The following is a 12,690-nucleotide window of genomic DNA, read 5'->3' as shown; positions in this document are numbered from 1 at the left end:
TACTCAACACGCTGCTTATTTTACGGTGGCGGTGATCTTCAGCACTTTGCTCGTACCGTTTGTCAAATCGCCAACTGTCCACAAACCTGTTGCGGACACGTAATTACCCGTGCTGTCATCTTCCACATACACCAGCGTGCCCGGCAACTGGTCAGTAACCGTAATGCCTGTCGCGTTATCCGGGCCTTTGTTGGTTGCAGTCAACACGTAGATAACCTTATCGCCACGACGCACGGTGGTTAGCGCAGTACCCGCTTCATCAGTGACCGTTTTGACCAGTTCAATATCCACTTTCGGATCAACCGTGATGGTGATTGCCTCAATGTCGTGGTCATCTTCGTCGCCACCGCTGCTGTCGAGCGTGTCATTAATCACGACTGACTCATTGGATGGATTGGTATCCGGCGTCGAGTCCACATCAGTGACTGGATTGCCTTTATCATCGGTCACAGCACTGATTTCAGCCGTGTTCTGCACAGTGCCAGCCGTCGCATCGGCATTCACGGTTAAGCTGATCTCGACCGTTGTTTTATCACCCGCTGCCAGTGCTGGAACCGGCGTAGTCAGGGTCGCAACACCAGCGGCGGCAGTCCAGTTAGCATCCGCCAAGGTGAAACCTGTCGGGATGTAGTCGGTAATCACAATGTCTTTCGCGGCAATGTTGCCTTGGTTGGTGACTTCGATGGTAAATTTGACGGTATCACCCGGCTTGGCACTGGTGGCTTGTCCAACGGCTAAGCGCTTGACCAACGCCAAGTCAAAGACAGGTTGGGCAGTAAAGGTCACTTGCGTGTCTTCTACTTCACCATCAATCAATGCGCCGGTGGCTTTGGTGCCATCAATGGTATCCGTACTCAAGCGGCAGCGAGCGTAAGTAGTGCCATCTTTTAAAGCAGTGCTGGCATTCGCCGGAGCCGCAGGCATCAACACGTCAATGATGGAAGCTGCTGCACCAATCGCCACGGGCACACCACCGTATTCGGTATCTTCAAACGTGCCACTGCCATCGTAGTCGATCCAACAACCCAAGGTAGCGGCTTTGTCAGTGGTATTGGTGGCAGTCACTTTCAAAGTCACCGCTTGACCATCGGTCAGTACCGGAACGCTGTAGCCGTCTTCATCCGCGCCGTCGCCATCAGCCGCAGGGGTGGGTTGACCGGCGGCTTCGTCATCCACTGTGCCACCGAGCATTAAGCCCGGAATAATTTCGTGGGTAGCAGCGGTTGTGCCTGTCGTGCCGTAAGTATCTGGCGCATCACCAAAGTCGAAAACGGATTGAACCGTTAATGCGGCGCAAGCTTCATCATCTTCCAGTGTAGAGGGAGTTGCTGTAAAAGCAGCCAGCAATTCGGCTTCGCTGGTTTTGCTGGCGGGTGTAGAGTCCGTGTCTTTCTCGACAGTGGCGGATACTTGCGCACAGTTGGTGACGGTTGAATCCGCCCATGATTGGTTAGCCGCCATCAAGACACCGACGGCACAGAAAGAAATCAACAAGGTTTTAGCATTAGTAAATTTTTTCATTTTTATCACTCTCTTTAAATTTGCGTTATTGTTTGTTATTTAACTGTTACGGTAATTATCAAAGTTTTTGATTCGTTCTTGGCGAGATCGCCGACATTCCACACTCCGGTGTTGTGGTCGTAAGCACTGGGGTCACTGTTATCACTGACATACGTAACACCTGCTGGCAACTGATCCGTGACTTTGATAGCAGTGGCGTTATCCCTGCCTTCGTTGGTGGCGGTCAGTGTGTAAATCACGGTTTCTCCGCGTTTAACAGCGGTTTTATCCGCAATCTTAACAAGCTTGATGTCCACTTCAGGCACAGTGAAGAACCCAAAATCGACCGTTACATTGGATGCAATATCCGGCCAAGCGTCATTATCATCATCCGTGTTATCGGTACGCTGCTGTTCATTCTCAGGTTCGCCGGGAGATTCCTCCAACGTAATATTGCCAGAAATCAACCCCAATAATGGATCCAACGTCACACCGTTGTCATTATTGTCCAGATCAGCATCAGGGGAAGCCTCTTCACCATTTTCAGACGATTTAAGACCATTCAGCGCAGCTTGCGTTGTTGGGGTTGGAATGGCTACACGGTACGTACCTGCCGCTAACCCCTCGAACACGTAATAACCATTGGCATCCGTTTTGGTAGTCGCGATCACCGCATTGCTACTATCCAGCAAATTCACATCAACCTCGGCAATACCGGCTTCGCTGGCATCCGCAATACCGTTGTTGTTAGCGTCTTTCCACACCAAGTTACCGATACGGTATTTGATGGTTGGCACAATAATCCCCACTTGACGCGGTTCTGCGGTATCCAAACGCTGGCTGTTGGATTGTTGTGTCACACGGTGTGCCAAAGAATTCCATGCTGGACTGAAGTATTTACTGTTACCAACAATGCTAGGGGGCGCATTTTCCGGCGCAAGCATCGGTACATTAAAAGTCAATGCTTTCAGCGGCTCCCAATACGGCGCAGTGGCGAAAGCAGCTTTAATACGGAACGCCGTCACTTTAGAGAAATCAGCCGGAGCAGCCGTCCAATCATCGGTACAATCAGCTTGCCAATGGTTAGCAGGGCTTTCTGTGGCGGAGGAAGACACTTCCGGGCGACACGGATTCGCCGCTATGGAATATTCAAACACAGCGTTGGCTGAGGTTGTATAAGCGTCGGCGGCGGTAATCGCTCCTGCTAACACGGGTTGCCATTGGCTACCACGCTGCAAAGTAGACACTGGCTGACCAACACCCGTATCCCCCTTCATTGGCAATACGTCGTACAAAATGTAGTTAGTCAGCGGTTCATTACCTTTATTGCTGACAATTAGCTTGTAATCAAAGGCACCCGCGTGCTGGACTTGCGCCACACACGGAAAACGGGTGTAGCCACTGCCATCATTCGGGCATTGCTCATTGGTCACAGCGGGGAGAGTCAGCGGATCATCCACGTTGGGGTATGTTGGGAATTCGCCTTTTACCCACTTTTCAGCGGCAATGACAGCGGCGGAAACCACATTGAAACCGATCGGTTTGGTACAAGCGTTTTCAGTGGTATTCGCATCGCCATCCATGTCGTTACTATCCACTACCTCGGTTGACCACATGCAGCTAAAACGCGGACTATGATCAAAGAAAGCCATTTCGTTGGTGTAAGTACCCACCAGCGTACCGGGTTTGACCTTCGCAGTTAATTCCAGCGTCATGCCGCTATCCACCCCAAAATTGACAGGATTCGCAACACCGGCTGAACCATCACGCTTTACTGAATCGGCGGGCGGCGTATCAGACCATGAGAAACGCACCAAGGTACGACCTGTTCCGTTGTAATCTTTAATCACTTCCAGATTAGGTTCGACCATACCCGTCGCAGGACCCTCACCGGCAAAGGTATCCCAACTGACAAAATCCAATTCGGGCGGTAATAAATCAGACACGATCGGATTAACCGCAGCAGCCGTTGAACTGTTCCACGCGTGTCCGGCGTACAGTTTAAATTTCACCTCGCTATCCGGCGCAAACGCCGAACCATTGGTGACAGACTTATCCAGCCAAATCGCAGGCGTTGCCTCTTCCACAAAAGCTTGGGGGCAACTCGCATCCGATGCACCTGTTGAGCCGTCAAAATTGGTAAACGTACCGACTACACAGTTTTTCACTTCGACCGGATACGGCCCGGCAATAGCAGACGTATCCGCCTTAATCGTTGTCGCCCACCACGGATTGAACTGCCAACCACGCGGCACAGCAGGGCCATCTGCACCCAAATCCTTGAATTTCCAACGCAAGCACGTCGTATTCGCTGGCAAAGCATGACTAGCAGGCGAACTATCACTCGCCACATCCACCACTAAATCGGTGTACGTCGCCGCTTTACAATCGCCCGCATCAGCAGAATGACTCAGAGTCAAACGTACATCACTACCCGTCGGTGCATTCGTGGTCGGTGGCGAAGTCCACGTCCCCACAAAGACTTCCGTGGGCACTAGCCCCGCAGGTGTGGCAGGCAACGTGTCGTACAACGTTAAATCCGGCACAGGCGCATTCGAGGCAAACGTATCCGCACGGATACCCCAATTGAAACCAGTAGAAGGCGGCATTGACCCTGCCAACACGTCTTGCGACCACTTGTTCATGGTCACGCCCGGTGTTGGCTTACCGATGTCTTCCGTAATCACAACGTTAGTACCGACCGTGCCTTCATTACTGGTGGCACTCAGCGTATTGGTGATGCTAGTACCAATCGGGAACGTCGCTTCTGGGTAACGCAATGTGTATGTTTTCGTGATGCACACTGGGGAGTTGTAATCTTTACCTGTATACAACGTAGCCAGATCCTGATCGCCGAGAGTCCAGATTAATTCACTACCGCTCTCAGTCGCACCACCGTTATTCACCACCGTTGCTCCGGCAGGGAAGGCATCCTTGAGGGAAACACCCGTCAAGTTCACATTGCCTACCGCAGAATTTGAGCAGAAGTCTACCTGATAACCCACGTCCGTATTCGGTGCAGGTTTGAGGTTAGTCGCAGGGGAAACCCGCGCTTTTTTCAATGTCCAGTTGGGTGCTGTTCCACCCACCGTCACCGTGTTTGCCGTGGACAGCACACTGGCATTTTCCGGCACATCGGGCGCAGTAATCACCGCCGTGGCAGTATTTGCCAACGCCGTGCCTTGCGCCGTGCCTAATTTGACACGGGTAGTCACATCAATAATGAAACTATCGCCACCATTAAAAGTATCATTTTTGGTGATACTGATGTCGGAATTAGCAGACGTGCAAGATACTACTGTGAAACCAGTGGGCACTTCACAACTCACGGCCTCCAATCCATCGGGTAAAGTATCACTGATCGTTAAATTGCCACAGTCCGACGTTAGGCTAGAACAAGCTAACTTGAAACGGTAGCTAATGACTTCGCCGGTTTTAGCCGTGGTAGCTGAGAGCAGTTCTTTGCTGAATGTTTGTGTGCCGGAAGCGTGAACCAGCGGCGAAGACAGTAGTAAAATACTTGCACTGCATACCCCCAGACCCCAGAAAGGTATTTTTTTATACATTAATCCGTATCCATTATTCTCATTATTCGGATAGCTAAGCTTTAGCCAATTATTGTTTTAATCCACAAAATAATACCACTTATCTGCATATTTCCTGAAACAGAAACCGAAGAACGGTACAGTTAATGACAAAATAAAAATTTAAGTGAGAAATCGTTATATTAATCAACGACTCCCCACCACGATTTACTCGCTTATTTAACGGTAACGGTGATATTCAAGGTTTTAGCGTTAGCCACGCCTGGCAACAGCTCCCCAACATCCCACTCAGCGGTTCCCGCGTTATAAACCCCAGCCGCCGCCCCATCGTGAGACACAAACACTACGCCATCAGGTAATTTATCCGCCACGGTTACGCCGGTTGCAGCAACATCACTTTCATTGGTTACGGTCAGGGTATAAACCACCGTATCACCGCGCTTAGCCGTCACCGGGTTCACTTCTTTAGTAAGCTTAATATCGGTTTGCGCCGGGGCTGATTTGTAGCCAATATCCAGCGCGTGGTTATTTTCACCCGCACCACCTACCGTGAACGCCAGCTCGCCCGTCGCGATCGCATCGGAGTCGCGCACGTCGGTCAGCGGATTATTATCGGTAACGGTATCCGCATTCTGGGCGGTCACGCTCAAGCCAGCCAACGGCGTTTGCACACTGGCAACCGTGATTTTACAGCTTTCACCCGCTGTCATGAAGGCAGCATTGCTGGCGGTGGAAAACAGGAATTGCCCACCGTTTGCGGTCTTGACCGTTGCCGTATCCGTGCCGCACGTCAGCACCACGTCTACCCCGTCAATGCCCGCTTCGCCTGCATCCTGAATACCGTCGTTGTCGGTATCTTTCCAAACACGGTTGCCGACTTCGACCGGGGCGGGGGCTGCTAAAACTTCAAGATCTCCCAAACCCGCAACTTTTCCAAAGGGATAACTTAATTTTGAAATCTCTCGTGGTGTCTGATTAAGCGCAAAATACTTTAACTTTTGCATAGTATCGCCATTGATTTGTGAGAGATCAGGGCTTGAGTCATACGTCCGCACCCCCTGAATCAAATTACCAATATGCGCTATGCTCATGAGCGTATTTATACCAGGAATAACTGCCAACAATCCCATGTCATTTTCAGCATGACCATCAGTATTATCTGCAATAAACTCCGCTGTAGCAGGAATCAGTGCATAAGTACCATCGGTATTAGGCGCTAACGTTACCGTGTCACCATACTCCATTATAAAATCATTACCGTCATGCCCCGGACGCATATCACCCGAACGGTTACGAATACCAAGGTGCATACGCCCTTTGCCATCAAACTCAATGTCCAATAACCAAGGTTGCGCATACTTTTCCCCAGGGCGGTCAACGTCATTTATCCAAGAATGCCATTCTTCGCCTGCGCGTGGATACTTAGCAAAATCTGCCACCTTAGTAAACGTAGGTGTCACTTCACCGATGGTAAACTTATAGACATAAAAATGCGCGTAATCACCTTGAACACTTTCTCCGGTGCAAGTTATGCCTGCATACACCGAACCTTGCGCTACTTTCACTGCACCAGGCACCCAATCACCACCAGAACACCTATCGGTGGTTATACTTGCAGGAAAGCTGATTAATGAAGCAGTACCTGCTGTCACATTTCCATTAACCATAGAAACGGGGATGGCATACAATTTTTTATCAAATAAATTGACTGCATAAAGCAGTCCACCATCCGGGGTTAAATCAATATCTCCCCAGCCTGACTTACCAACTTGTGTCGCGGCATCTTTATCACCGCTGGGAACACCCAAGTCAGGTGTTGTGTATTCGTGTACATCACTGCCAGCGTTTGCTGTATAGAAAGGCGTTACACTATTAGGATTAGTGTTTCTGTTAATAGCATAAATTGTACCAAGCGCCGCATCATCTTTTTGATTAAAACCCGCAAAACGCTTCATAAAGGAAGCTGCCAACAGTTGATTGCTAGAACGGTGGTAAGCCATACCCAGAACAGGGCCAAGACTACTTATTTTAACCGTATCGGTACGTGAACGCCCTGACATATCGGGCGGCATAGCATTGAATGTTCCCGTGGAGCTGGGTGCTGATGAAATAGCAATGCTATCAACTTCACGGTCTAACGTATCGAAAACATCACCATTTGTTGCAAAATCTCCTGAATTTGTACCGAACTCTACGATGCGTGGCTGATTTTCCATCTCAGACGCAGAAGCTGCGCCTATCAAAAAATTACTGGTCGCTAACTGTGGATTTTCTTGACTGAAATCTTCGGGTGCATTCAATGAGAAATTTAATTCAGTAGCGCCATCTTTAGCAAACTGCACGGAAGTACCGCCACTAGCCCCCGGTTTTAACCAACTTTCTGCCCACAAAAATTCTACGCGGTAATCGGCACCTGCCGTTAAACCATTAAGCGTATAAGCGCCATCAGCCCCAGACGTGGCACTGGCTTTTTCCGCTCCCGTCGCATCAAATGCCTTGACGGTAACACCTGCCATACCGACTTCATTGAAACTTGCGCCAGTATCGAATGTAGCGTTGGCGTTGAAATCGCGGAAAACTTTGCCGGAAATATCCGCCAGCACCGCATGGGAAGACATCAATAAGATACCAGCCCCCAGCGCCCGCCCCAGAAAAGATGATCGTTTATACATCGCTATAACCCATTATTTTTTATTAAAAAGAAGCAATCTCTGGCTAATATTTAATTCACCGTTACCGTGATCTTCAGCGCTTTGTTTACACCTTTGGGAAGGCTGCCAACATCCCACACGCCACTGGTTTTATCGTAGCTGCCCGCACCATCGTCGCTGCTATGCGTCACGCCTGCTGGTAGCTTATCCACCAATTTCACGCCTGTCGCATCGGTGGTGCTTTCGTTGGTGACGGTGAGGGTGTAAACCACGGTTTCGCCGCGTTTAGTGCTGGTGGGATTAGCGGATTTTTCCAGTTTCAGGTCAGTGTTGACAGGTGCTGACTCACCAGAGCAAATATACTCCACATCGCCCGTACTACCTTTACTCAAGCTACTGAAATTCTCACCGAAGGAGTTATACAGTGCAGTGGTAGCGTCGGGCGTGCTGAGATCAATATTGCTCCCGCCTGTTCCTGTCTGGGCAATATTAGCGAAACCGTATGCTTTGCCATTCTGGATGTTGTATTCCCCCCCCACCAACACACGCTCGGCAAACGCATCCAAGCCACTATTGCCCTCTTCACCAGAAACATTGGCGTAAGGTTCATACACAGTATACGTACCAGCGCCCCCTTTAGTCAGGGCAAACAGCCCGCCGTTGTGTTGCCCCATGCTGCCCGAATAGTTGAAGGGGGCAGTACCTACCAGCAACTTACCTGCTTTATTAATGGTTAAGTCACCAATCGGCTTATCGTCTTTACCGTCAGTGTTTGCGGACTGGTCATACAGCAACTTGGCAGAACTCGCGACCGGATTACCCGATGCATCCAAATCGACCGACCACACCTCACCGGATAATGCCCAGTTGGATGCCGTGGACTTGGCATCGAATGCCGTTTTCGCCGCCGTGCCATCCTTAAACCATGATGCCTGAATATCCGAGTTATCGCGCCACATCACGCCGTAATACAAAATAGCGCCATCCACGTACAACGCTGTAACGCGCCGACCACCCAACGTGCCGATGAAGCTCCAACCATTGCCCTTATCGGCATCCACAATCGCAGACAACCCCATCGCCACCCGCCCATCCTTACCGTGGTCATACACCGGGGTAAAGCTACTGGCAGGATCAGCCACCGTTGGGTCAATCTTATAAACCTGACCGTCACCTAGGTTAGAGACATACACATAACCCTTGGCAAAATACACGTCACCAAATCCCGCACCGAAAGTATCCAACGTTGCCAGCACCGTGACCGCACCCGTTGGGCTAACCTTAATGACATTATTCCCCCCCACGCCAATCCCCATATCCGGCGCTGCCGCCATGTAGGTTGTCCCGTCAGATGCCACATCGAACGTTCCCATGCCAGCCAGCAATGCCGGTTTATCGACAGCCGTTGCCAAATCCACCTTGCGCACCCCTACCGGAAATTGCGGTGTCCCGGTATTGACCTTCGCCGCCCCCATATCCATCAGCAACACACCGGAATCCTTATTAACTGACCACGCAAAATCCTTACCGATGGCTGTGGTGCCGTCATCGAGCTTGGCGGTGGATAACCATGATGCGCAACCGGCTTGATCAATGGCGTACACAGGCGGGGATACGGACACAATGGCAATGGAAGCCAGTGCAGCAGCAATGCTGAAGGAATGGAGAATCTTTTTCATTATTGAAGCCCAACTGTTGTGATATTTTTATAAATAGCTTCTATTTTAAGAAAACAACCTGACCAGTAGCAATGAAAAGCAGATAAAAGGACTTAACCCCCCTCTTCCAGCGCCGCCCCCACGAACTGCCAGTTATCCCCCCCCGCCTGATACACAAACCGAAACACCCGCTTGTAGGGATTATTCTCCGCAGGCAAGCGGAAACCAAATTCCAGCTCCTTCGCCTGCATCACATACTGCCCCTGCTTGTTCTGCGTAAACTCGATTTTGCGCACACTCGTGCTATTCCCATCCGGCAAGGTTGCCAGCGCAAACTCGTGACGCACATCCTGAGCAAAATCCCCCTGTGCATCCAACGCCACCGAATAGACATCGGAGGTACGCGCCGCCCCAAAATACAAACGCTTATGCTGCACGCCATTGAACACGCCAACGCCCAACGCATCCACACTGTCCAGTTGGCTCTTTACTGCTTTTGTGGCAATGTCGATGCGGTAAATCCGCCCATTGGCTTGCTTGGGTGCAGAACCCGCTAACGATGACACGTACAAACTGTGGGTATCACAATCGAAAAAAAGCCCCATCGTGCCAAACGGATTCGCGGTAGAGGGTGGCGCAAATGCAGGCAATTCCAACCACAACGCCATTTCCCCGGTTGCGCCATCAATGCGGTAAATACGGTTTTGCAAGGCAGGCGGATTTTCCGCAAGGCTCACTTCCGGCGCAGGCGTAACGTAAATATTGCCCGCGTGATCACGCACAAATGCCCCCACATGCCCGGCATCATCCCACGACGGATGTTGCCATGTCTGTCCGCTTTGCCCATTCAATAAGCGCAAGCCTGTGTAACCCCGCTGGCGGGTATCAATCGCCACCTGCGCCCCAATCCCTGTTTTGCTGATGAACGCAGGCATTGCTTGGCAAGCGTTCGCCACACCCGGCTTGAAATTGCCCATATCCGGCTTACCACAAGCGACCAATGTGAGCATCAACCCCAACACCACACTGATTCTTTTACCCGTCATGCTCATTCCCCTGTTGTTTAACGACCCCCAGCACTAACCCGAACGGCAACAATAACTTGTTGGCGGTCAGCAGCGAAGGGTTTGCCCGCCCTGCCTCAATTTCGTGGATAGTACGCACTGCCACGCCGGTCAATTTCGCATATTCCGGCACAGTCAGGCGTATCCCCGTGCGTAGCGCTCGTACCGCTTGTGGCAACGGCATTCCCGGCTGCATGGCAATATCTTCCAGCAACCCGACGCGCTGCCTGACCTGTTCCGCCACGGGCAACGGCTTGTAACGCTTATCCATCGGCACACTCCCGCAGTTTAAGAATTGACCTGAAATAACCTCCCGAAGAGGGCGTATGCAATACGCCCCTACAAGGGGATGATCTCTAGGTAGGGGCGTATTGCATACGCCCTCTTCATGGCGGTGCAAATGCCATTCCTGCATTATAGTAGCAATAGTAAAAGAAAAATAACGCCCATTCCTGCTATATTTTGCCGAATCACTTCACCGGCACAAACATCGGCCCCGACCAGCAAGGCCACACTTCCACATTTGCCACCCCGTCTTTGACCCGCGTATCTGCCCAGCAATATTCGCTACCCGGATTACCGTCATTCTTCATCTGCGGCACATACCACAGCACGGTATCCTTGCCCTGCAACGGCTCGGCTGGCTCGATGAAATGCTCCGGCCCTTGCTGATAATCCTTATTGCAGCACGTCCCCAACGTCACCGTATCTTGCTCACCCTCTTCCGGCTTATACGCGCTGAAATACGTAAACGCCTTATCGCCACGCCCGCCATCGCCAAACTGCCCACGCCCCGGCTCAACGTAGAACCCCGCACCATCCTGCCCCGTCACCCGATACTGATAACCTTCGTTGGTAAACTTAGCATCATCCTGCAAACGCCATTGTTCCTTGTCCCACGCGCTCCAATCAGCACCATTCCATTCCGCAATCGTATCTGCACTACCCGCACCCGCTGCATCCAAATCAATCCGCACCACCGGACGGTACGTGCCATCCGTCCCACACCCCCGCCCGAAATCGGCTTGCGCCACCCGAAAACGCCCATCCTTATAAAATTCAAAGCGTTGCACGTAACGGTAATTGCACGGCGTAGGCCAGGGCGGTTGACGAAAATCCTGCACCACCGCAAACCCCACTTCCTGCCCATCTTTCACAATCGGCTCAACCTTGGGCCCATTGTACGCAATCACCACCGCCGCACTGAACAGCGGGCAACCAATCGCATCGCTATACCCGAAGCCTTCCCGCGTCGAATAACTCACATGCCAATCCAACACCTTAGCGTTTTTCAACACCTGCTTACCGTTGAATTTCACATTGGAAAGCTGCAAACCGTCCGAGCCAGTGATCACATAATCCATGTCCCAACCCGATTGCGACAGGCTATTCACCTTTTCACAGAAGTTGCGGAAGGTGGTTTCATTTTCCAAACTGCGCTCTGTCACCACCGTTTTCGGGCCACTTGCGCCCAAATCCGTCCAGCGCGTCCCCACCAGTTTGCCGTCGGTCAAATCCACGATTGCCCACAGTGCATCATTTTCAAACACGTAGGTCGGGGCAACACACAAATGGTGCGAACGTTCGCACATCGAATCCTGCAACGCGGTTTTGAAATCCTTCTTATCCGGCTGGCGATTCCTATCCTGCAAAATCGCCTGCACTTCCGGTGCTGCCCCCGCAATCGCCGAGGCTAATTCCACCAAACGCGGCGACAAATCCGGCTGTGCGTAATTCTGGCGACTCACCCCCAACACTTGCTGCTTACTCACATCGGCAAACGCAATCGTGGACGCATTGTGGAAATGGTCATACATCTCCACCCGCCAGCATTCCGCCTGCGCACACGGCCCCGCATTGCCATTGAAATCCGCAGGCAGGGCTTTGCGCACCGTCATGATTTCATTGCGCAACGGCGCGTTAGTTTTTTCATCACGGGTAAATTTGAGGAATTCGGGGTTGGCGACCGCCAGCTTTTGCGCCAGTTGCGCACTGGCTTCCGGCAATTCTTTGTCGTTTAACACCAAGATCGGCGGATCGGCTTGTAACGCCGCTTGCACCCGCTGCCAATAATCCGCCAGTTGCGGCACGTTGGAATGCCGTTGTTCACGCGGCACGGCTTGCGCCAAGGTGCTGGTATCCGCGAATTTATCAACGGTGGGTAAGGTGACAGATGACGGTTTATCTTTCCCACAGCCCCCAAGCCACAGGGAAAAAAGGCACAAAACAATGCCTGAATGAATTTTCATGGTTAGCCCTTCTGTAGGTCGGG

At 51.4% G+C, this 12,690-nt stretch carries 7 protein-coding genes; all 7 read right to left on the bottom strand.

Translation table 11 applies throughout. The features are described from left to right. Positions 1–15: 15 nt before the first annotated feature. Positions 16–1,521 (bottom strand): DUF11 domain-containing protein, encoded by a 1,506-nt coding sequence (locus L3K52_08710; GenBank protein ID UOG93785.1) that lies wholly within the window; start codon positions 1,519–1,521, stop codon positions 16–18. A 35-nt stretch (positions 1,522–1,556) separates the two neighbouring features. Continuing rightward, positions 1,557–5,066, bottom strand: a complete 3,510-nt coding sequence (locus L3K52_08705) for a carboxypeptidase regulatory-like domain-containing protein (protein ID UOG93784.1) — start codon at positions 5,064–5,066, stop codon at positions 1,557–1,559. Between the two features lie 194 nt (positions 5,067–5,260). Then, complete coding sequence (locus tag L3K52_08700) at positions 5,261–7,663, bottom strand: hypothetical protein (protein ID UOG93986.1); 2,403 nt, start codon at positions 7,661–7,663, stop codon at positions 5,261–5,263. A gap of 104 nt (positions 7,664–7,767) precedes the next feature. Beyond that, a complete protein-coding gene (locus L3K52_08695; GenBank protein ID UOG93783.1) occupies positions 7,768–9,375 on the bottom strand; it encodes a DUF11 domain-containing protein in 1,608 nt (535 codons plus the stop codon). Between the two features lie 92 nt (positions 9,376–9,467). Then, positions 9,468–10,400 carry an SMP-30/gluconolactonase/LRE family protein gene (locus tag L3K52_08690; GenBank protein UOG93782.1) on the bottom strand — a complete coding sequence of 311 codons (933 nt, stop codon included), beginning with the start codon at positions 10,398–10,400 and terminating at the stop codon, positions 9,468–9,470. Beyond that, positions 10,390–10,689 (bottom strand): helix-turn-helix domain-containing protein, encoded by a 300-nt coding sequence (locus tag L3K52_08685; GenBank protein UOG93781.1) that lies wholly within the window; start codon positions 10,687–10,689, stop codon positions 10,390–10,392. Before L3K52_08685 ends, L3K52_08690 begins: the two co-directional genes overlap by 11 nt. A 199-nt stretch (positions 10,690–10,888) precedes the next feature. Then, on the bottom strand, positions 10,889–12,667 hold the full coding sequence (locus L3K52_08680) for a hypothetical protein (GenBank protein UOG93780.1): 1,779 nt from the start codon (positions 12,665–12,667) through the stop codon (positions 10,889–10,891). Between the last annotated feature and the right edge of the window lie 23 nt (positions 12,668–12,690).

Origin of the sequence: Candidatus Thiothrix sulfatifontis, from assembly GCA_022828425.1 — a bacterium.
In the GTDB taxonomy this organism is placed as follows: Bacteria; Pseudomonadota; Gammaproteobacteria; order Thiotrichales; family Thiotrichaceae; genus Thiothrix; species Thiothrix sulfatifontis.
Note: the sequence above shows the minus strand (reverse complement) of the source record. Positions and strands in the feature narration are given on the sequence as shown.

Excerpts from the sequence above, each read along its gene's own strand:
- L3K52_08710 (UOG93785.1), bottom strand. The coding sequence starts at position 1,521 with ATGAAAAAATTTACTAATGCTAAAACCTTGTTGATTTCTTTCTGTGCC.
- L3K52_08705 (UOG93784.1), bottom strand. The coding sequence starts at position 5,066 with ATGTATAAAAAAATACCTTTCTGGGGTCTGGGGGTATGCAGTGCAAGT.
- L3K52_08700 (UOG93986.1), bottom strand. The coding sequence starts at position 7,663 with ATGTCTTCCCATGCGGTGCTGGCGGATATTTCCGGCAAAGTTTTCCGC.
- L3K52_08695 (UOG93783.1), bottom strand. The coding sequence starts at position 9,375 with ATGAAAAAGATTCTCCATTCCTTCAGCATTGCTGCTGCACTGGCTTCC.
- L3K52_08690 (UOG93782.1), bottom strand. The coding sequence starts at position 10,400 with ATGACGGGTAAAAGAATCAGTGTGGTGTTGGGGTTGATGCTCACATTG.
- L3K52_08685 (UOG93781.1), bottom strand. The coding sequence starts at position 10,689 with ATGGATAAGCGTTACAAGCCGTTGCCCGTGGCGGAACAGGTCAGGCAG.
- L3K52_08680 (UOG93780.1), bottom strand. The coding sequence starts at position 12,667 with ATGAAAATTCATTCAGGCATTGTTTTGTGCCTTTTTTCCCTGTGGCTT.